The 18,848-nt window shown below is 58.4% G+C and carries 21 protein-coding genes and 2 pseudogenes; 10 read left to right on the top strand and 13 right to left on the bottom strand.

The genetic code is table 11. The features are described from left to right. Positions 1 to 78: 78 nt before the first annotated feature. Entirely contained in the window at positions 79 to 1,107 is a 1,029-nt protein-coding gene (locus AC1DCM_RS01980; RefSeq protein WP_477517166.1) for an ornithine cyclodeaminase, read from the bottom strand. Positions 1,108 to 1,404: 297 nt separating this feature from the next. Between AC1DCM_RS01980 and AC1DCM_RS01985 the strand changes: the two genes are divergently transcribed. Together AC1DCM_RS01985 and AC1DCM_RS01990 are read left to right on the top strand one after the other, a co-directional pair. Beyond that, positions 1,405 to 1,836 (top strand): LexA family protein, encoded by a 432-nt coding sequence (locus AC1DCM_RS01985; RefSeq protein WP_477517105.1) that lies wholly within the window; start codon positions 1,405 to 1,407, stop codon positions 1,834 to 1,836. 38 nt (positions 1,837 to 1,874) lie between these two features. Continuing rightward, a pseudogene (locus AC1DCM_RS01990) lies at positions 1,875 to 2,003 on the top strand (Y-family DNA polymerase); the annotation flags it as partial. A 113-nt stretch (positions 2,004 to 2,116) separates the two neighbouring features. Here the strand turns inward: AC1DCM_RS01990 and AC1DCM_RS01995 are convergent. From AC1DCM_RS01995 to AC1DCM_RS02010, 4 genes are all read right to left on the bottom strand, one after another. Continuing rightward, a complete protein-coding gene (locus AC1DCM_RS01995; RefSeq protein WP_477517106.1) occupies positions 2,117 to 2,527 on the bottom strand; it encodes a hypothetical protein in 411 nt (136 codons plus the stop codon). A gap of 274 nt (positions 2,528 to 2,801) precedes the next feature. Then, positions 2,802 to 3,812, bottom strand: a complete 1,011-nt coding sequence (locus tag AC1DCM_RS02000) for a tyrosine-type recombinase/integrase (protein ID WP_477517107.1) — start codon at positions 3,810 to 3,812, stop codon at positions 2,802 to 2,804. Beyond that, positions 3,809 to 4,774 (bottom strand): tyrosine-type recombinase/integrase, encoded by a 966-nt coding sequence (locus AC1DCM_RS02005; RefSeq protein ID WP_477517108.1) that lies wholly within the window; start codon positions 4,772 to 4,774, stop codon positions 3,809 to 3,811. The genes AC1DCM_RS02000 and AC1DCM_RS02005 overlap by 4 nt, the downstream gene beginning before the upstream one ends. After that, positions 4,771 to 6,033 (bottom strand): site-specific integrase, encoded by a 1,263-nt coding sequence (locus AC1DCM_RS02010; protein ID WP_477517109.1) that lies wholly within the window; start codon positions 6,031 to 6,033, stop codon positions 4,771 to 4,773. The genes AC1DCM_RS02005 and AC1DCM_RS02010 overlap by 4 nt, the downstream gene beginning before the upstream one ends. A gap of 150 nt (positions 6,034 to 6,183) precedes the next feature. Between AC1DCM_RS02010 and AC1DCM_RS02015 the strand changes: the two are divergent. Together AC1DCM_RS02015 and AC1DCM_RS02020 are read left to right on the top strand one after the other, a co-directional pair. Then, positions 6,184 to 7,356 (top strand): annotated as a pseudogene (locus tag AC1DCM_RS02015) (Y-family DNA polymerase); the annotation flags it as partial. A gap of 30 nt (positions 7,357 to 7,386) precedes the next feature. Beyond that, positions 7,387 to 7,701, top strand: coding sequence for a hypothetical protein (locus tag AC1DCM_RS02020; protein WP_477517110.1), 315 nt, complete (start codon positions 7,387 to 7,389; stop codon positions 7,699 to 7,701). Positions 7,702 to 7,814: 113 nt separating this feature from the next. On the opposite strand, the gene AC1DCM_RS02025 is transcribed toward AC1DCM_RS02020, so the two are convergent. The 5 genes from AC1DCM_RS02025 to AC1DCM_RS02045 all read right to left on the bottom strand — a co-directional run bounded on the left by AC1DCM_RS02025 (position 7,815) and on the right by AC1DCM_RS02045 (position 13,336). Continuing rightward, complete coding sequence (locus AC1DCM_RS02025; RefSeq protein ID WP_477517111.1) at positions 7,815 to 8,333, bottom strand: barstar family protein; 519 nt, start codon at positions 8,331 to 8,333, stop codon at positions 7,815 to 7,817. A gap of 430 nt (positions 8,334 to 8,763) precedes the next feature. Continuing rightward, on the bottom strand, positions 8,764 to 10,443 hold the full coding sequence (locus AC1DCM_RS02030; protein WP_477517112.1) for an FG-GAP-like repeat-containing protein: 1,680 nt from the start codon (positions 10,441 to 10,443) through the stop codon (positions 8,764 to 8,766). A 956-nt stretch (positions 10,444 to 11,399) separates the two neighbouring features. Further along, positions 11,400 to 11,744, bottom strand: coding sequence for a hypothetical protein (locus tag AC1DCM_RS02035; RefSeq protein WP_477517113.1), 345 nt, complete (start codon positions 11,742 to 11,744; stop codon positions 11,400 to 11,402). A gap of 107 nt (positions 11,745 to 11,851) precedes the next feature. Then, positions 11,852 to 12,163: a hypothetical protein gene (locus tag AC1DCM_RS02040; protein WP_477517114.1), complete on the bottom strand. Its 312-nt coding sequence runs from the start codon at positions 12,161 to 12,163 to the stop codon at positions 11,852 to 11,854. 312 nt (positions 12,164 to 12,475) lie between these two features. Next, positions 12,476 to 13,336, bottom strand: coding sequence for an FG-GAP repeat domain-containing protein (locus AC1DCM_RS02045; RefSeq protein ID WP_442017487.1), 861 nt, complete (start codon positions 13,334 to 13,336; stop codon positions 12,476 to 12,478). A gap of 196 nt (positions 13,337 to 13,532) precedes the next feature. Here AC1DCM_RS02045 and AC1DCM_RS02050 point away from each other — a divergent pair, with 196 nt between their 5' ends. From AC1DCM_RS02050 to AC1DCM_RS02075, 6 genes are all read left to right on the top strand, one after another. Beyond that, positions 13,533 to 13,934, top strand: a complete 402-nt coding sequence (locus AC1DCM_RS02050) for a hypothetical protein (RefSeq protein ID WP_442017488.1) — start codon at positions 13,533 to 13,535, stop codon at positions 13,932 to 13,934. A 59-nt stretch (positions 13,935 to 13,993) separates the two neighbouring features. Beyond that, positions 13,994 to 14,305, top strand: a complete 312-nt coding sequence (locus AC1DCM_RS02055) for a hypothetical protein (RefSeq protein ID WP_442017489.1) — start codon at positions 13,994 to 13,996, stop codon at positions 14,303 to 14,305. Between the two features lie 462 nt (positions 14,306 to 14,767). After that, on the top strand, positions 14,768 to 14,938 hold the full coding sequence (locus AC1DCM_RS02060; RefSeq protein ID WP_477517115.1) for a hypothetical protein: 171 nt from the start codon (positions 14,768 to 14,770) through the stop codon (positions 14,936 to 14,938). Positions 14,939 to 15,201: 263 nt separating this feature from the next. Then, the gene (locus AC1DCM_RS02065; RefSeq protein ID WP_442017491.1) at positions 15,202 to 15,600 is read left to right on the top strand and encodes a hypothetical protein; all 399 of its coding nucleotides are present in this window, start codon (positions 15,202 to 15,204) and stop codon (positions 15,598 to 15,600) included. Between the two features lie 338 nt (positions 15,601 to 15,938). Beyond that, a complete protein-coding gene (locus AC1DCM_RS02070; RefSeq protein WP_442017492.1) occupies positions 15,939 to 16,268 on the top strand; it encodes a hypothetical protein in 330 nt (109 codons plus the stop codon). Positions 16,269 to 16,863: 595 nt separating this feature from the next. Continuing rightward, the gene (locus AC1DCM_RS02075) at positions 16,864 to 17,100 is read left to right on the top strand and encodes a hypothetical protein (protein ID WP_442017493.1); all 237 of its coding nucleotides are present in this window, start codon (positions 16,864 to 16,866) and stop codon (positions 17,098 to 17,100) included. 510 nt (positions 17,101 to 17,610) lie between these two features. On the opposite strand, the gene AC1DCM_RS02080 is transcribed toward AC1DCM_RS02075, so the two are convergent. From AC1DCM_RS02080 to AC1DCM_RS02090, 3 genes are all read right to left on the bottom strand, one after another. Beyond that, complete coding sequence (locus AC1DCM_RS02080) at positions 17,611 to 17,919, bottom strand: histone-like nucleoid-structuring protein Lsr2 (RefSeq protein ID WP_442017494.1); 309 nt, start codon at positions 17,917 to 17,919, stop codon at positions 17,611 to 17,613. A 253-nt stretch (positions 17,920 to 18,172) separates the two neighbouring features. Further along, complete coding sequence (locus AC1DCM_RS02085; protein WP_442017495.1) at positions 18,173 to 18,490, bottom strand: SOS response-associated peptidase family protein; 318 nt, start codon at positions 18,488 to 18,490, stop codon at positions 18,173 to 18,175. Next, a complete protein-coding gene (locus AC1DCM_RS02090) occupies positions 18,411 to 18,836 on the bottom strand; it encodes an SOS response-associated peptidase family protein (protein WP_477517116.1) in 426 nt (141 codons plus the stop codon). The genes AC1DCM_RS02085 and AC1DCM_RS02090 overlap by 80 nt, the downstream gene beginning before the upstream one ends. Positions 18,837 to 18,848 lie beyond the last annotated feature (12 nt).

Genomic DNA, 18,848 nt, shown 5'->3' on the forward strand with positions numbered 1-18,848 from the left:
AGCGCTCCGTGGGAGATGGGGATTTTGGTCCGGGTTTGGGAGTCATATCTGGATACATTTGGTGGTGGAGTTAGTCCCCTACCCAACCGGGGACAAGGCACCGACAAGACCGAACAGGTCTTTTGGATCGTCGGGATTGGCGACGAGATCGATATCTTCAAAGAACTCGGAACCGTCCACGGAGTCCCGTACATAACGCAGGGCCGAGAAGTCTTCCACGGCAAATCCGACGGAGTCGAAGATGGTGACTTGATCTTCTGATGTACGCCCAGGTGCGGCGCCGAGGAGGACCTTCCAGAATTCGGTAACGGCGAAGTCGGCCGGCATCTGCTGGATTTCACCTTCGATCCGCGTCTGTCCCTCGTACTCGACAAAGACGTCACCCATCTCCAGGATCAACGGATCCAGTTCCGTCTTTCCGGGGCAATCTCCGCCAATCGCATTGAGATGGACGCCAGGAGCAACGTGCTGAACGCTGAGGATCGTGGCTTGGGCTTTGTCTGCCGTGCACGTCGTGATCACGTCGGCGCCCTGAACCGCTTCCAGAGCAGATGCAGCAACATATATTTCGAATCCAAGCGGAACCATGTTGCGGATGAACTTCTTCACTGCGGCAGGATCGGTGTCCCAAACGCGCAGCTTCGCCACGCCCAATGCTGTTCTCATGGCCAGTGCCTGGAATTCTGCCTGGCTGCCGGTTCCAATCATGGCCATGACCCTGGAATCCGGTCGAGCCAGTGCCTTCGCAACCATGGCGGACGTGGCGGCGGTGCGCAGCGCGGTAAGGATCGTCATTTCTGCAAGGAACGTTGGATAGCCGTTCTGGACATCTGCGAGGACGCCGAATGCCGTGACGGTTTGGTAGCCGCGTGCAGGATTGGAAGGGTGCCCGTTCACATATTTGAATCCGTAGGTCTCATGATCGCTGGTGGGCATGAGTTCTATAACGCCGTACGGGGTATGACTCGCTACCCGGGGCGTCTTATCGAACCGCGCCCATCGGCGGAAGTCCTCCTCCATGTAGTGGATCAGATCTTTGATGATCGTCTCCGGACCCTGGGATCTGACCCAGCTGATCATGTTGTGTACATCAACAAAGCGCGTCATCTGCGCTCCCTTCTTGTTGGTGCCGCTCGCGTCCTCGGGAACGGCTGATTCCATGATGCGTTACAAACAAACCAAAGTCACTAGTTTTGAAGAATTTGTTACATTTCTTTCAGAATCTGTCTGTCAGAGACGGGTGTCGCGCTTCCTGGCCAACGACGGCGTGGACGGTCACCTCCAGCTGGCCGGTCACTCACCTCCCGGATCAACGGACACCCGCTGCAACGTGGTGGGTGCTTACTATGTCGCAGCTCGGCAGTACACTGAACTATCGAACATATATTCGAATAAAGGTGTGTTGTGGGCGTGATAGTTGGCCCCCGTGTGATAGATGCGGGACTCTCTCTGGTGAAGGTGTTGCTGGCACCAGTTGCGGTGGCTGCAGGCTACCCCTCGCCGGCCCAGGACTACTTCGACGGGCGGATCGATCTAAACGAACACCTGATCAAGGACGTGACCAGCACCTTTATCGTCAGGGTCACCGGCCAGTCCATGGAGCAGGCCGGAATCAGCGACGGCGACGAGCTGATCGTCGACCGCGCACTGGAACCCAAGGACGGTTCCGTGGTCGTGGCTGTACTTGATGGCGAGCTGACCATCAAGCGGCTGAGGATCACCGCCCACGGTGTCATCCTGCAGGCCGACAACCCGAACTTCCCCGATATCAAGGTTCCAGCGCTCTCGGACCTGACAATCTGGGGCGTCGCCACCAGGTGCCTGCACCATGTGTAAGCGACGCTATTGCGTTAAGCGAGCGATCGGCGGCCGCGATGTCTAAGCCCGCCGTCATGCGCCGCATGCAGGAGATAGCGCACGTGGACGTGAACTGCTTCTACGCCTCAGCCGAGCGTGTCTTTAATCCCGCGTTGGAGGGTAGACCCCTCGTTGTGCTCTCCAATTATGTTCCCCGGAACATAATTGGAGTTCTGTGGCCTGTCTGGTTATGTGGCCTGAGTCCGCGAGACCCGTCGTGGCATGGGAATGCGGTATTTCCCTGAAAGCAATGTGTTTGTCAGGGGAACATATATTGTGCAATCGAAGCAATGTATATGATTGCGAGTCCGTGTCCGGCTCCCCAGGCCACCGATTGCGGCCATTTTGCCGAGGACAGTCTGGATCTTTCCGCTACTTCTCTGCTCTGTCGGTCTTGGTGTTCCAGGCGCAGCGGTTTTAGGCCGTAAATTACGAGCGAAACCGTTAGGGCCGTGAAGGCAGCGTACGCAAGTGCGGGTAGCCCCTGGTAGGACGTCATCGGAGGCAGGGCAAAAGTGATCGCTGCGGCGGTGACAAGGACCGCAAGGTGGACTGCCTCGAAGCCGATCTCGCCCTTTCCGCCCGGTTTGATGGCCATGCGGTGTCGCCCGGCCCAGCTGAGGCCATAGCCCAAGAGGAAGAGATACACATAGATCAAGATGCGTGTCATTTGCAGTGCTTTCGCGCGTAGTTGAATGCATCATAGCCAACGCGCGGAATTTGTCCCGCTCCGAGTCTCAAGGCGCGAATTAGCAGATCCGTGGTACACCCTAATCGAAACAGTTCCGCCATGAGGGAGAGGTGTCCCGTCTCGATTAAGTTGAACCCACATCGCCCCGGAAATGCGCAGTTGGGTCAACTAAAGTGAAACAAGTCTCCCCGGGCCAAGCGGATGTGGCGTGGTGATATTGCATCAGATCACGGCCCTACTGGCCACATAACCATCAGAGGTTTGATAGCCAGTTGAGCAAAGTTTCATCGGATCTCCAGACGGGGATGGGGCGGTGTGCCGCTGAAGCATCGGACGGCTCGGTTGCCCGAAGGGCCTCCATCTTCGTCTTGGTGTTGATTTCTGCGTAGCGGTTGGTGGTTGTCAGGTCAGCGTGCCCGAGCCAATCGCGGATCACGTTGATTTCGACTCCGGATTCAAGGAGGTGCATCGCTGCAGTGTGGCGGAAGACGTGCGGGCTGACCGTCCGGTGTGTGCCAGGGTTATCGAGGTGTCCGGAGAGGCGCCGCACGACCTTGTAGATACCGAAGCGGGTGAGCGCTTCACCGGTTGCTGAACAGAAGACCGGGGAGTCTGGGGCAGGTGGCCGCCCCAGAGAATCCAGCAGTGCAGTGAGAAGTTTCGCGGTCTGATCCCAGAGCGGGCAGGTCCGCCATTTGTCTCCCTTCCCGTGGAGCCGGACGAGGGCCCGGTCGCCGAGTTCGAGGTTTCCGGCGCGCAGTTCCGCGACTTCCTGTGCCCGCGCTCCGGTGTTGTAGAGGAACAGGATGAGGGTGTGATCCCGCTGCGCGAGGCGGCCGGTGGATGGCAGGTGCCGAAGCAGCGACTCCATCTCGTCGCGTTCGAGGAAGTGCGTCTCTGCAGGTGCCACCCGTTTCGTGGGAATGGCTGCCACCCGTTGGCAGGTTTCGAGCATCGTTGGTTCCCGGCTGGCGATGTATTCGAAAAAGGTGTGCAGGGCTGCCAGGCGTTGGTTGCGGGTTCTGGTGTGGTTGTGGCGGTCGTTTTCGAGATAGCGAAGGAAGCCGAGGACGTTCTCGAAGCTCAGGTCCTCAAGGGCTAGTCTGGTGATTTTTGTTCTTTTTTGCTGGGCCACGAAGCACAGTAACAGTCGGATGGTGTCACTGTAGCTGTGCAGTGAAGAAGGGCGGAAGCCCTTGACGGTGGTGAGCTGGTCGATGAAGAAGGAGTGGACCAGTTGTCCCAGTTGTTGTTTTCCGGTCATGGCTTTTTCTCCGACCAGGTGGGTTTGGCGTATGTTTCGAACCTGCGGCTGGCCTCAGACAGGAGTTCCGGGGTGATGGTCAGGTATACAGCTGTCGAGGCGGGACTGACATGGCCCATAAACGTTGAAAGTTGGATGAGCTTCGTCGACGGGTCCAGGCCTTCGCGATACCAGCGCAGCAGGCATCCGACGGCGAAAGAATGACGCAGGCAGTGCAGGCGGGGTGCGCTGGTGCCCTGAGGAACAGGGAACGCCAGCTCTGCGGTGAGTCGGCTGAACGTTTCGCTCACACCGCACGGGTTGAGGCAGCGCCGGCCGTCAAAAGTGAACAACGGAGCCTGCTCGGCTCCTCCTTGCTCGCGGCGGCGCTTGAGTTGGAGCGCGAGCAGCTCCCCGATCCGGGGACCGAAGGGGACCAGTCGGCTCTTGCCGAATTTGCCGCCATGCACGATCAGGAGCTGCCTGGCGGTATCAATATCCTCCAGATGCAGGTTGCAGGCCTCCCCGACTCTGAGTCCGAGACCGTAGCACAAGGCAAAGATGGCGTGGTAGGTCGGGCCACGGCCGGTGGCCCGGGAGTAATCAGGAAGGGCAGCTGCGGCTTTGAGCAGCTGACGGGCCTGGGAGGGGTCAAACAGGAAAGGCAGTCGGCGGTCCGTCTCGCGGCGGTGCTCTCCACGCCAATGAAATGTTGTATCCAGGCGTTGCTGGGCGCGAGCCCAGTCAAGGAAACTTCCGGTTACTCCAGTGAGGTGGTTGAAACTACGTGACCGTTCTCGTGGCCTGGAGGCAACAAACTCATCAAGCAGGCTCGGGGTGAGTTCGGCCAGATCGGTCGCCTCGTGCTGTTCGGCGAAGCCCACGAGCAGGTGCAGCGTAGCTTCCTCGGTCAGGTATTTTCTGCCCAATGCCCGTTTGTAGGCTAGGAAGTCCGCCACGGCGGCAGCCAGGTCCGCGCTCATTTCAGCGCCGCCTCACCGTCACCAAGGGCGACTTCGCGCAGCGCTTCGACCGCGACTTTGGCATAGACCTCGGTGGAACGCGTCGAGCGATGCCCGACGAAGTCGCCGATGGTCTTCAGGGCAAAGTTCGCATCGACGAGGCGCTGCACGGCCGAGTGGCGCAAGGTGTGCGACCCGGGCCGTCGGACGTTGATGCCGGCCTTGAGCAGATAAAAGCGGGCGCAGGAGGAAACCGCGGCCGCGCTGAGCGGCTGGCGGGGCGCCACGGCACGAATGAAGACGTGCCGATCACTAGTTGTTGGCCGCCCATGCTGGAGGTAGTCAACGAGAGCCTCGCCGACCACGGCGGAGAGGGGAAACGCCGTTGAGTGTCCTGCCTTGCGTTCGGGAACCGCCAGACGTTCATGCTTCCAGTCGATGTCATCGAGGGTCAGTGCAGCGACTTCCCGGCCGCGCAGCCCGTAGGTGACCAGCAACAACAAGATGGCATAGTCGCGCCTGCCCGTCTCGGTCCGGCGGTCAACGCTGGCCAGAACCTCATTGACGTCCGCCCAGGAAATGGACCGCGGAATGTCCGATAGCCGGTAAACCTGTGGCCATCCGACAGCCGGACTCAGGTCTCTGGAAAGGAGTCCCTGACGATGTGCGTAGCGCAGGAAAACCTTCAGCGAGCCGGCCTCATCACGCAGTGTGGTTTTTGCCAGCCCGGTCCCGGCGCGCTCCACGAGGAAGGCACTCAGGATCGCCGGGGAGAGCTCCTGCACGGACTTCACACCGATCTGGCGCAGGTAGGTTTCTAAGTGATCCAGGTGGATACGGTAACCGCGTATCGTGAGCGGGCGCAGGCCACGCTCCTGGACAAGATAGTCGAAGAAACCCGGGACAGTGTCGGCGAACGGATGCAGATTCCGGCTCCGACCCGTCGGCTTGTAACCGGCCAAGACCACCGCCAGCATGTGCTCCACCGGGCCCCGGACTTCGTTAGCCATCGACCGAGTCGAGCCCGTGTGCTCGTCGTGAAGCGCTACCCGATGCTCAACGAAGGCGTCCACCTGCGCAGGCAACTCCTCAACGCGAGTGACCCCACGCGCGCCTGCGAACTCACCGAACGCGAAGATCACCGGGACGCGGGACCAGATGTACCGGTCCCTGTACTGGTGCGCGGCAAGCCAATCAACGTACGTCTCAATCTCCGCGCCCATCCATGAGCGTCGGAGCCGATCGACAGTGGACGGCTTGGCGAAATACTCCTCCAACATGGCAACTTCCTTTCTCGTCAAAGAAAATGAAGTAACCACCATCGCCCCAACCAGCGTTATGTGCCACGGAACACCGGTTCAGCCTGCGAACCGGCCGCCAACGCCCATCACGTCGCGGTTGAGGCCACATAACCAGACAGGCCACAGAACTCCAACAACGATGGCTGCGCAGTAACCCGCTCTCCGGAAGCCAAGAAGCTCGGCGTTCCCATTGGTGAGCCGTGGTTCAAGCTCAGGCCCCGGGCCAAGGAATGGGGACTGGTGGCCCTGTCCAGCAATTACGAGTTGTACGGGGACATTTCCGCCCGGGTGATGGAGCTGCTGGGCCGCTACTCAGCCTGGCTGGAGGTGTACTCGATCGATGAGGCGTTCCTAGGCGTCAAAGGCGAGCCCGATGAGCTGCTGGCCCTGGGCCGGACGATAAAAGCCGCCTGTCGGCGCCATGTCGGCGTGCCAGTGTGCGTGGGCACGCCCACCAAGACCCTGGCCAAACTTTGCAACAAATGGGCCAAGAACAACCCCGCCTTCGACGGCGTCTGCCGCTGGGAGTCTGTACCCGTGGATCAGCGCGAAGCGCTGATGGCGAAACTGTCGGTCATTGAAATCTGGGGCGTGGCCACACGGCTGACCAAACGCCTGAACGCGATGGGGATTTTCTCCATCTTGGACCTCACCCAAGCTAATCCTGTGGCGATCCGGGACAAGTTCTCCATCGTAATGATGCGTACCGTGCTGGAGTTGCAGGGAACACCGTGCATTCCCATGGAGGAAGAGCGCATCGGCCGTGACCAGCTGATCTTCTCGAGGTCCTTCTCCACGCCCATCACTACGGCTGCCGGTTTGCGGCAGGTCATGAGCGTCTACGCACAGATGGCCAGTGCCCGCCTGGCCAAACACGACCTGCAAGCCAAAGTGCTCACGGCATTCGCCGCGACTTCGCACTTCAACCCCAACGATAAGTCCTTCCCTACTGTGTGCCTGGCGCTGCCGATGCCCACGGCGGATCCGGTGTTGCTGACCAGGGCAGCCCACGCGCTGCTCCCCCAGGTCCACGAAGGAGTGAAGTATGTTCGCGCCGGCATCATGGTCACCGACCTCCGGCCGACCGGCAATCAGAAGCCCCTGGAACTATTCGAGAACCCGCACGAAGAACGCGGCATCGGGACCCTGCTGGAGGACGTAGCCAAACGCTACGGCCGCGGCGCTATTGGACTGGGCCACGCCGGCATCAAAGGCGGCCCGGACTGGACCATGAAACGCGACATGCTCTCCCCCAGATACACCACCCACTGGGATGAGCTCCCCCTCGTCAAAGCCGCCTGACCGGCAGCTCACGAAATTGAAAGGAACACCATGACCATTGCGCCTGAAACACCCACGACCGGCCATGAAGTCGCTGTACGGTTCAGCCCCGACGGAACACCCCTGGCCATCAGGTACGACGGCCGTATCTGGATGGTCGACCCCGACATCCACACAGCGCACTGGTTCGCCAGGGACGCCTGGTGGGAAAGCCGGGACCGGGCCGCCGCCGACACCGGTGATCTTGTCAGCGTTGAGTACTGGCAGGTCCAGGCCCGACCATCTGGAGCCCATGAACAGCTCCACACGTTCACCCTTCGCCGTGAGCCCCTGGCCACCGTGTGGCAACTCGAATCCATCAGTTAGTGCGAAGTGACATTTACCGCCAGCCCGTCCCGGACCAGCTCTGGGAACGAATCCGGAACGAGTTCAAGCTACCAAGCCTGGAACAGGTCCGTGAGACACGCTGCCCTCAAGAATCAGGACATCTTCGGTCCAAGTTCCGTTGGACGGACGACAACGCCAACAGGACCAATCCCAGGCTGCGCCCGAGGCAGACGGCCAGCACGCTCCATAAATTCATTGGCGTCTGCCAGCGCAGCTTTTAGGCGATCGCTCTTTTGTTCTATCGCGATGACGAAAGGGACATCTACGGTGCGCCAACGATCGAGGATATTGGGAAACATTGATATGAAGTCACCCGCGATGGGTGAGGAATCATTGGCCCCGCGAACGGATACCAAGTAGCCTTGTGTGCTCCCAAACCATTCAAGGTCCGAGATCAGGTCAATTGCTGCATCGAGTCCTGCGGTCCTGTGAGGGTACATAAACTCTGTTTCGAGGTACTGGCAGAGGGCTGTAACGTCCGAAAGTCCCGAGAGGTCAAGTTCGAAAACCATCATGCCGAGTAGACGCGCGTCAGCTTTGAGTTCATCAAGCAGAGAACCATCAACCCCCAGATGAACGGCATACTGTTTGCTGATTTCGTCGATTTTCACGTGCCTACCTGATCTGAACCGGTGGATTTATGTGGACCCAATAATAGATCCGATCTCATCGCTACGACGTCCCTACACCCAGGACCGTTTGGGACGGTGTCATGGGGGGTCGTCATTGGTACTTCCGAAGGATGTACTTACGGTCATTATCTGGATCGCCCGTTTAAATGATCAATTCCCAAGAACCATTCTCCTCAATTATGAACAATTGATTCGACGTACGAAGCTCGATGCTCCTGGCTCGAACATAGGCAGTGCCTACCCCGTTTCCTTACCTTGCAGCTCCGCGACCGATGACTACACTTTCAATTCAGGAAATAGCCATTCTGCAAGCATCCCAACACCATTGGATTGGGCGCTCATGCTCGCTGACCATTCCACTATCGCTTGCATACGCCCGGACAAGTTTGGAGGAACGTAGGGCGCGGCACTAAACGATGGGGTTCATGACATTCCAGCCCTGACCTACCTGGACTCGTGGCATCCAGCCGTAGTCACCGGCTTCCGGATAAAGCCACAGCAAGCCGTCATTATCCCTTGCGAGCACGTCCGGCCTACCGTCACCCGTGAAGTCACCGGGTGCGGTGATGGCGCTCATGACGTTCCAGCCCTGCCCTGACTGGAACCGTGGAAGCCAACCTCCGGAGCCGTCGCCGGGGTACACCCACAGCAGCCCTGCAGAGTCCCTGGCCAGGACATCAGGTTCCTCGTCCGCGTTCAGGTCACCGGCGCCAAGGACCGTCGTCATGCCGTTCCAGCCCTGACCAACCTTGATCCTGGAGAACCAGCCGCCGGTCCCGTCGCCTGGATATAGCCACAGCACACCCCCGGGGTCCCGGGCCAGTACGTCAGGGAAGCCATCGCCGTCGAAGTCCCCAGCACCGAAAAGAGCCGTCATCGACTGCCAGCCTTGCCCGACCTGGACACGTGGAAGCCAGCCGCCATCCCCATCCCCCGGATACAACCAAAACAACCCGGAAGTGTCCCGGGCCAGCACGTCCGCGCGTCCGTCCGTGTTGAAATCACCACCGGCGACGATGGCTGTCATTGGGTCCCATCCCTGGCCGACCCGTTGCGGGGCAAGCCAGCCGCTGGAACCATTCGTGGGGTACAGCCAGAGGGCACCGTTGCCGTCACGGGCCAAAACGTCAGTTCGACCGTCCGAGCTGAAGTCCCGGTTGGAAGGGTCCCGGATGACAGCCACTGCGCCGACCGGCGAGGGGACATAGACAGAGTGTGATACCGGATCCACCACAGGTCGACCAGGGCTGTGGAACGAGACAGCAGAGGACACCGCGCTGCCATGAATTACGGACACCAGGTGGGGACCGGGACTTGTGACGTACGCGGTGTGAGTTGAGGAATCCACCGCAACGTCCCGGGGAAACAACGGAACATCAATCGTGCGCACCACCGTGCCCCCGTTGATTACCACGACTTTCCTGTGGAACTCAGCCGGCACATAGACGTCATGGGTCACCGAATCGACAGCAATCGACCAACCACTGGCCGCCGGGATGGTTTTCGTGACGACGCCATCAACAATGACCGAAACCGCAGCCTTGGAATAGTTCCCTGCATACACTGCGTGCGTGGAGGTGTCCACGGCGATCGACCACACATATCCCTCATCCTTCAAGGCGATCGTGCCAGTGACTTTATCCCCCTCAATGACAGTCACACCCGCCATTCCGTTGGCGATGTAGACCTTTCCGGCACCTGGGTCCAGTGCCAGATCCTGCGACCCCTCAGGAATTGGAATGGTGGCCGTCACCGTTGTCCCGTCGATGACCGCGACAGTGTTGTGTGTTGAGTCGAGCGCGTACAGCGTGTGCGTCAGAGGGTTTACCGACATGGTCCCCGCAACCACGGCAATCTTGCCCACCGGGACGCCGTCCTTCATAACGGAGATAGCTCCATCGGCCCCCACAAAGAGGGTCCGTGTCGTCGGGTCATAGGCAACCGCGTACGCGGAGTCGCCAACCTCGAGCCAGTCGCTCACCTCAGGAGCTGCCACGGCGACGTTACTGCCCCAGGCAGAAGCGACGGAGAAAGAGAGGGTCATAACCAGAGCGATGCCAATACGACCAAGATGCCTAGCCAAAATCATGCGACATCATTCCCCCCAAGGATTTCGCACCGATTCATCCTGCTCAGACAATATGTCCGGACCCGCTTTGCGGCAAGCTGTTTGGACACGCATCGGGGAATTATCAGTGTCTACGCGCGGCAAAGTGATGGTCGGTCCACCAAGGAGACCGCTGCCCGGAAGACAAGGCACGCGATTACGACCATTAACGCAGACGACGCCACAAGCCATGGGGTCGCCCCGCCGCGCTTCATTGCAGTCGTCGTTACCTCTGCTTTATCCGTGCCCTTCCCTTGGTATTGCTTGCGGGCCGATGGACAACTTCTGGTGTAACGGGAGCCCTCATCGGACGCATGTTCACGATGCTTTCCTATTGGCACCCTGAAGAGGTCTACCGCCGCGATAGGAGGGCCCTGCAAAGGATGCGTTCGCGGGCAGCTGAACCCATACCGGCGCGGTCATCGTCGCAAGATCCAGTCCATCGGGTATCCGAGTTCCTCGAGACTTAGAAGCAGTGGTTCGGGAGGGAGCGCAAAGACAAAGAGCTCAAAGTCGCCTCCGCGGATGTGGATCCGCTTAGAGAACAAATCCACGAGTAGTGAAGACCTCGATGACCTGTTCCCAGCGGAATTGCCATGGCCCGAAGATGCGCCCAAGACCGAACCGAAAGCGAAAGTTGAGATCCTCCTGCGTTGCGGTTAGTTCAACGAGCGGCGCACTTGACTGGAGTGTTGGCTATGTCGATCAGCATCGGGTAGTCGGCACCTCCGGCAACCTCGGTGACCTTCGCCATCTCTGCATGTACGACATAGTCCTCAAGGAGGCTCCACGCAGACTCTTTCCTCAGTGTTCAGTGTTTCCGGCGGCGATTCCGGCCTTTGTGCATGTGATCAGCAGTGAGCTGGCCGGATCTGAGGCGTATCTGGCTCGAACGATGCAGACCCTGTCCTCGTCGCGTGTTTCTAACGAGAGCCTGGTCATCGACTCGATGGAACCGCGCGGATTCCCCAGCGTTCCTTTACTAGAGTGTTCTCGCCCTCTTTCGCCATTATGACTGCCTCCAGCAAGTGCACGTTGAATAATCGCAAGGAGGCTTCCTCGACAGTAGCCTCGGGCCATAAAGCACTCCTGTCCGACTCATGCACTTGTATTTGATTCCACAAATCTTCCGGTTCGATCGGCATTGTGAACTGGCGGGAAACGCCTCGGTCATCTGTGAAGACAACTTCGAATTGCCGCTCGGACTCATTGAACGTCGCTTCCAACTCGCTATCGTTCATTTTGGCCAGCAGCGCGACGAGATGTTCGATGGATGTATTCATCAGGTCCGATCTAACTAATGCGCAGGATATGCCGTGATCAGCACGTAGTTACAGAGTCCACGGTGAAGCGTCAATCTGAGCAGTTTCCAAAGGCTCTTACTCTTACGCTAAGGCGCCATGTGTGGCCGTGAGGGTGATGCCTGATCTCTGGAACCAACTTTGGCCCACCTATACGCCGCTACTGCGAAGGCACTCCCAACAACGGGGCCAGTGACAGCAGCCGCCACCCAGCGATCGTATGTCAGCGGAAAAAGCGTGTAATACGTATAAATGAGCGCGCCGGACATCAGCATTACGACGATACCAGCCACCAGAAACCAGACTGTTGGGGGCATCACCTTCGGGAGTCGAAGCAGGACGACGAGCACTGCAGCTGCAACGACCAAGCCCAGAATCACCATGGTAGGTATCTCGAACACGAAAAGATTAAACAAGACCCATGGAACGTACGCGATACTGAAGCGCCCTATGTTGTACGAAGCGCTGAGCCCCACGGCCCCACATGCACCAAGAATCGCGCCCAGGAGGAAAAGTCTCCAATTCAAGCTCTTGGAGCGCCACCAGTTCCCCGGACGTCGACTAACCACCATAGTGCTGCACCTCTTCGAGTTTCACTTTTAGTTTGCTCCACGGGATCTGCGCCTCAAAGGAATGTTGATACCGGTAGCGGGGTAAGTACTGGCGCCACGCCCCACTCACGATCCAGCTGAGCGCCACTAAATATGTCTTGCTTATCCCAGCAGCTTGGATGGGATGATGTCGATTTGGCGCCGGGCGAAAGTGAAGCCTCCGCTGCCGTTGCCCGGGTAGAGCCAAAAGGCACCAGCCCCGTCCTTGGCTATGACATCGCCGTAGCCGTCATAGTCAAAATCGCCGGGAGCAACCATCAAGTCCATGTCCGTCCAGCCCCACCCGATCTGAAGGCGCGGCTTCCACCCTCCAGTCCCGTTGCCTGGGTAAAGCCATAGGTTTCCATTCGTGTCCCTGGCAATGACGTCGGGGACGCCATCGCCGCTGAAGTCGTGGCCGCTGAAGATGGACGTCATGATGTTCCATCCCCAACCAACCTGCGTCCTGCCCGGTATCCAGCCGCCGGTTCCGTCGCCACGGTACGTCCAAAGAGCACCAGAACTGTCTCGGGCCAGAACGTCCGGTGCCCCATCGCCATCCCAATCTCCAGGCGATGTTAGCGCCGTCATGACGTCCCATCCCCACCCGATTTGGGAGATATACGCAGATCCATGCCCCTCCTTCAGCCCTCCACGTACGTGCAGTCCGCCGTCGGCATGCCGATACAGCCAGTCGGCGTAGCCATCACCGTCCCAGTCGCCGGGCAGGAGGAGGGCATCAGCATCCGGAATCACAGTATGGCCGATGGTGAGCAGCTGGGTCTCCCAATTCGGTTTGCCCTCATAGACCCACTGGTCCCCGTTGCCTTCCACAACCAGGAGATCAGAATAGACCACGTCCCAGTCCCACCAGATCTGGATGAAGTTGTGCCACGAGTCGTCGGCACGTGCCGGCGCGGCCACTGCCGGTGCAGCCAGGAAGAAGACTAGAAGAGCGGCAATGGAAAAACTTATGCGACGCACGGTACTCCCCCTCAAACCGTTATCCCCCACGCGCACGAGGGATTTCTTGACCTTATCTGCCGCGAATACGCTGGGCAATGGCCGACGACCAACCGCGACCGGACTTAGTATCGGATAGCTTTGTCTGTGCCATCTGTCTGTCTCTAGGCGCGTTGGACCCCGGACGTCCGGCAGACACACTGAAGGGAGTCCCCCAATGGCCGCAAATGCCGGTGTTGAGGTACTCAAGGGTCTTTACCTGGACGACAGCTATGTGCTGGACATTCGAGCCAGCCGCGGTCTGCTAGCCATCACTGTGGAGTTCGCCCTCGCCCCGGAACATACGTCCTACTCTCCAGCTCTGGCCGGCGAGCAATACTGCTACCGCCAGGGCGTCCTGGTCTTCGAGGGAGTAACCGAACTGAACTGGACCGGACAGCTCACTTCCAGGCCGTCACAAGACCCTGACGGATCGATCGACTATGGCAACATTGACACCCTCGTTATCGACGGGAATCACTACACCCTGGAAGGAGACTTAGGGACGATCGAGCTTCTAGCCGCTTCTATCAGAGTGGCCCTGGTCTCAGACGGCACCACCCGGACACCGCCACAATAGGTATGGCAAGTACAAGTCAACAAGGGGCTCCGCCCGCCCCCGTACCTTGGTAGGCAGTCATGAATTACATCCTCGTGTTGCAATGGCCAGGTCGCACTGAGGCTGGCTATTACGAACTTGTCGCCATGGAAGACCTTCTGCTGGCTGAACTCCCGGAAGCGCATGGATTGGTTGATGGGCACGATTTTGGGTCAGGCGAGATGAATATCTTCATCCATACTGAACGACCGCTGGAAGCGTTCGCGGATGCGATGAGGACGCTGGGTTCTCACTCACGATGGGCCGATGCCCGGGCAGCGTACAGGAGCATTGATTCAGATGATTTTGTCATTCTGTGGCCAAAATCCCTGGAACAATTTGAAGTGTCATGACGATGCAACTAAGTCCCTGGAGGCCGGCAAAGTTGGGTCTGGCTCACAGAGGGCCGCGGAGGTAGTTGCTGTCCGGGCGAGGCTCCAGGACGGGCGAGCAGAAAAATAACGCAGACACGAGCCGCTGTCCTATCACGATTCCATCAGGAGAAATGGTCCCGGGGATGGAAGAAGGGAACTCCCGCCTCACGAAAAATCATGGATGCCAGTTAAGAAGGCCAACGCAGCTGCAATCAGGTGGCAATACTGCATTACGAATTCGCTTGTCTGAGCAACACACAAGCGTGGCAGCTGGCTAATTTCTTGTTGGGATCAGGCAACACAGACCGAGGTGGAAAAATGGCGTACACCCGGTCGGCCACAGGGACACCGCCGAACTACATCCTGCTTATTTGGCGGTGTCCCGCCAAATAAGCACTGTCTCGTGGGCACACCCGAAGCCACTCAGGAACCACCTAAAATGTGAACGCGATAGTAGCCCTGACCGTAGAAGCCCCCGATGGCACGCCGGACCATGTCAGTGCCGGAGGCCAGACATATGACGAAGCCAAAGCAGCCGCCGAGGCACTGATTCCCGAGGGCTTCAAAGTACTCGTCATCCGGACAAGCGAGAGCCGGGATCCGCAGCCGTAGGCACCGCCCCGTACTTTCAGCAACTGATCCAGCGCGAGTCCGCACAGGCCAGAACAGGCGATCGCTGGCCATTTGTTCAAGTTGATGTTGGTAATCCGCACCCATACCGTTGGGGCGGAAGCCCGTCGATCCCCCATCGGCGGGCTTCTTCTATGTCCGCGGGCGGCCTGCCCGACAACGCGACCGTTCGCGGAGAAGGCCAGGATTTTCTCTGGCGTTGCGTGCTTTGGGTGATGTATAAATACGGATCAGAGAGGACGAGTATGTTCTGGAACCAGCGTCTCCTGGCATCAGTTGTAACGTCCGTACTGTCGCTGTGTAGTCTGGCTCTGATTGTGGTCGCGGCGCTCCAACCTGGCGCCGGTCCTCTGGACGCCCTCTGGCTTGGTTTTTCGTTAATGGCGATTTACACGCTTGTACGCGCTTGGCAGCTAGGTAGAAAACAGCGCTCACCGCAGGTGCTTAGTACCAAGCTGTGGAAATGGGTGGTCTTCGTTGCGGCCCTTTTTGGTTCAGGTATTTTCGCGGCTTTTACCATAGGCACTCCCCGAGTTTTTGGCATCAGCGGCATGCTCCTGCTGTTGATTGCCAACCTGATCCCAATGCTTCTTTTCGAGTCTGACCCTAGGCCCGCTCAGCAGACCGATGACGCCAAGCACTGAGACCCTTGGTCAGTGGGACAACTCTTTTTGTGTTCGCGAGCGTCGCATAGGTCCTTGGCCTCGTCGGCACAGTACTTTCAGGTCCGACCAACTAAATCAAAGGATATACACAATGAAGGGGTTGATGCTCACTTTCGGCGCGTTGGGTCTAATAAGCATTGCAATGGTGTTCCTATCTGAACAGCTAAGCGTTCGTATCATCTTCGTCGCTCTATTGGCTGTCTGCGTGGGAGCCATCCTTTGGATGGGCCGCAAGTCCAGAGCGCAGTAGCCTAAACGAGCACCATCAGTTACGCGCAGCAGCGACGACGAGGTCTTCTGACAAGAAAGGAGCTCGCGTGAGGAACCTTTCGAGCAAAGCGACTTGGAACGCTGTCCTCTCGATGTTCGGTCCTTACAACATCGCCAACGTCATCATGCTGATCACGATCATCTTCTTCTGGGTCACACAGCCAAAAATCAATGACGCCTCCACATATTGGTCCATCGCCTTAGTGGGCCTGCTCTTGCTTGCGGCGGCTCTGTTCGTGGTCAAGGGCGCACGGGGACTACGGCGAGTCAACGCGGAGGCAAGGGAGGACCGTCGGCGACACGCAGCAGGTCTTCCCCTGGAACGCGAAGAGCCTGAACCGCCGGAAACGAGATCAGCGGACGGAGATGGTCACTAACCAGCTTTACGCGCCAAATTTGATGCGGGTCCTTTGTTTGGGGCCGCTGGAGGCCTTGTATCAGGTGGTAGGAACGATTGTGACGGTTTTCGTTCTCGTCGAGGTAGCCCGGAATGCTTGGATTTATAGAAGAAGACACAGGAACAGTGGCCAATAACCTGGCTTCGATCAAGGTGGTCAAATGACGTACATGTTCAAAGGCGGCCTGGAGAGACCCGGGAAATTGATAAGGATCCTGGGTCCTTGGGTGCTGCTGATCCTGGATGACTCACACATTGAATTCCGGATGAGGTTTCGTTGGCTAGCGCACTTTGCCGGGCCATGACGTGTTGAACGGTCCGCCATCCGTGAGGTGTACCTGGGCCGTTTGAACCTCATAACGCCGGCGCAGGTGGAGTTCCTCGCAGATGAGAACATGCCCTGGACGTTTCTTGCCCGAACACCACATATCGTGCTTGAAGCCGCAGAGGAGCTTGGCTACCCGGTTCGATATGACGACCGAATGCCATGACGGTGCGTTTACCACCCGTCGGTAGCCTCGCGAAGACACAAAACGAAACCGCCAACTGAAACTGCAAACGAAAGGAGCCTTGACTTGAGCGGAAAATCAAAACGCCTGATACCTATCGGCAAGTTTCCCACTCCACTGGCCATTTTGTTTGCTCTAACAGGGATCTCGGCGTTGTTTACCGACGTACACGAACCCTTCTGGGTGACGTGGAAGATTGTGCTTGTCGTTATCACTCTCGGTTTTGCTGCAGCCAATGTCATCGCCTATGTCGTCCTTTGGTATCGCCAACAACGATCCGCCCGGAAAAGGAGCAACCAATGATCGGCGCGATTCTGATGGGAGCAACGCTTATCGTCATGGGCCTTGTGGGGTATGCCATATCCACCACGCTTGCAAGATGGGGTGCAAACTGGCATTGGACACTCCGAGACGAACAAAAGCCCGCATATGCGAGTAGGAATCGGCAAACGCTTAGGATCGGGGCGATCTGCTTCATGGCGCTGGGTGGTGCACTGATAATCATTGGTCTTCTTACTGCCCTTGTGACCGGTCGCTGGGTGTGGAGCTCTCTGGCCCTTTGATCATCGCCCTTGGTGGACATTGCAAGAGAAGCCAGCCAACTGCGACAAAACCACAAGGAGAAAAAACGATGGCGTCGGGAACGTCAAGGTGCTGGGCGCCATGTTCGGGGCCTGGATTGTCCCGGGCGTTGTCCTAGCCCTCGTCGCTTGGATCTCAGGGCCGTCATGATTGGTCTGCAGCGCCCTGGCGCTCAAGCAAAGTACGCAAGATGAGCCTTTTGCCGGGACGAAGCAATCCGGAGGCCAGCCGCTAGCTCCTGCTCATAAATAGCTCCACGACTTTGCGGCTAACGGCTCCCCGAGAGGCAACATGGATGCCGTTCTCTTTGACCCAAGCCCGCACCTTCTCATTCTCTGGTTGTGGAGAGCGTGGCTTCCGGGCCTGTTTCACGACTCGGGCAGCTGCAGCGCACGGAGCAAGCGCTGAATGTAGCTGCTGTGCATGTACATCGTTGAGGTCGATTTCGTACGAAGTGCCCTCAACGGAAAAGGAAACTGTCTGGTGGGCTTCAGTTCCATCCAGATCGTCGTGCAAGGTGATTATTGTTTTCGTAGCCACCCTCAGACAGTACCTCGCGGAATAGCTGGTTTTGAAGCAAATAAGCGTGAACTGCGGCCTTTTAATTTACGTTAGAAGCGACCTCCTCCACGGCTACAATTCCCCCTACGGCTACAGTGCGTTCCGACTTGCAATCCTGACGCGAAAAGCGCCAATGAATATAACGCGCAAGGACGAAATAGGCTCTTCGACTTATTCACCCGGGCGGCCAAGCTGCTCGTCGCCGGAAGCCACCGAGGCTGGCTCGATCAGTTCAGGTCCGTTGTGGCGCACACTGTTCACACGCGGGCTGACTATCCGTGGCGTCAACGTCGGCTCGGGCAGCGACTTGAGCAAGTGCTGGACAATCGGCTTTATCAGTGAGGTTCGGATCCAACCACTCAGCGAACCTGTCGCGGGGAACAATAACGGGCGACCTGTCGTGGACATGCCCCAGAGCGTCCTGCGTCGTTGTGGTGAGCACCGTGCAGCTGAGCAGCCAACGGTTTGGATCATCCTCTTCCAGCTCCGGGTCCGGCCAGAACTCGTACAGACCCGCGAAGCCTAGCAACGGCTCCTGCTCCGAGAACAAGTAATTGGGAGTCTTCTTGCCATCCTCGGTCTTCTGCCATTCGTAGTAACCCTCGGCCGGATATGGCACGGCGCTTCACTGCCGCGTTGCGGAACGAGGGCTTCTCCAAAATGGTCTCGCTCCGGGCATTGATCAGCTTGGAGCCGATCTTGATGTCCTTCGCCCACGACGGAACAAGGCCCACCGGGCGATCAACAAGTGTCGATCGATCGTGCCCCTCGTCAAGGCGCTCAGCGATGATCGGCACATCCTGTGTTGGCGCCACATTCCAGCTCGGACGCGGAGGAGTGCCTTCGACTTCCTTGGCCTCGAAGTAGCTCAGAAGATCACTGGTTGCCTTGGACATCACGTATCCGCC

This window comes from Paenarthrobacter sp. 10N417, from assembly GCF_056394745.1.

Bases quoted from the DNA above. Each gene is read 5' to 3' on its own strand.
- AC1DCM_RS01980 (WP_477517166.1), bottom strand. From the start codon at position 1,107: ATGACGCGCTTTGTTGATGTACACAACATGATCAGCTGGGTCAGATCC.
- AC1DCM_RS01995 (WP_477517106.1), bottom strand. From the start codon at position 2,527: ATGACACGCATCTTGATCTATGTGTATCTCTTCCTCTTGGGCTATGGC.
- AC1DCM_RS02000 (WP_477517107.1), bottom strand. From the start codon at position 3,812: ATGACCGGAAAACAACAACTGGGACAACTGGTCCACTCCTTCTTCATC.
- AC1DCM_RS02005 (WP_477517108.1), bottom strand. From the start codon at position 4,774: ATGAGCGCGGACCTGGCTGCCGCCGTGGCGGACTTCCTAGCCTACAAA.
- AC1DCM_RS02010 (WP_477517109.1), bottom strand. From the start codon at position 6,033: ATGTTGGAGGAGTATTTCGCCAAGCCGTCCACTGTCGATCGGCTCCGA.
- AC1DCM_RS02020 (WP_477517110.1), top strand. From the start codon at position 7,387: ATGACCATTGCGCCTGAAACACCCACGACCGGCCATGAAGTCGCTGTA.
- AC1DCM_RS02030 (WP_477517112.1), bottom strand. From the start codon at position 10,443: ATGATTTTGGCTAGGCATCTTGGTCGTATTGGCATCGCTCTGGTTATG.
- AC1DCM_RS02035 (WP_477517113.1), bottom strand. From the start codon at position 11,744: ATGAATACATCCATCGAACATCTCGTCGCGCTGCTGGCCAAAATGAAC.
- AC1DCM_RS02050 (WP_442017488.1), top strand. From the start codon at position 13,533: ATGGCCGCAAATGCCGGTGTTGAGGTACTCAAGGGTCTTTACCTGGAC.
- AC1DCM_RS02055 (WP_442017489.1), top strand. From the start codon at position 13,994: ATGAATTACATCCTCGTGTTGCAATGGCCAGGTCGCACTGAGGCTGGC.
- AC1DCM_RS02065 (WP_442017491.1), top strand. From the start codon at position 15,202: ATGTTCTGGAACCAGCGTCTCCTGGCATCAGTTGTAACGTCCGTACTG.
- AC1DCM_RS02090 (WP_477517116.1), bottom strand. From the start codon at position 18,836: ATGTCCAAGGCAACCAGTGATCTTCTGAGCTACTTCGAGGCCAAGGAA.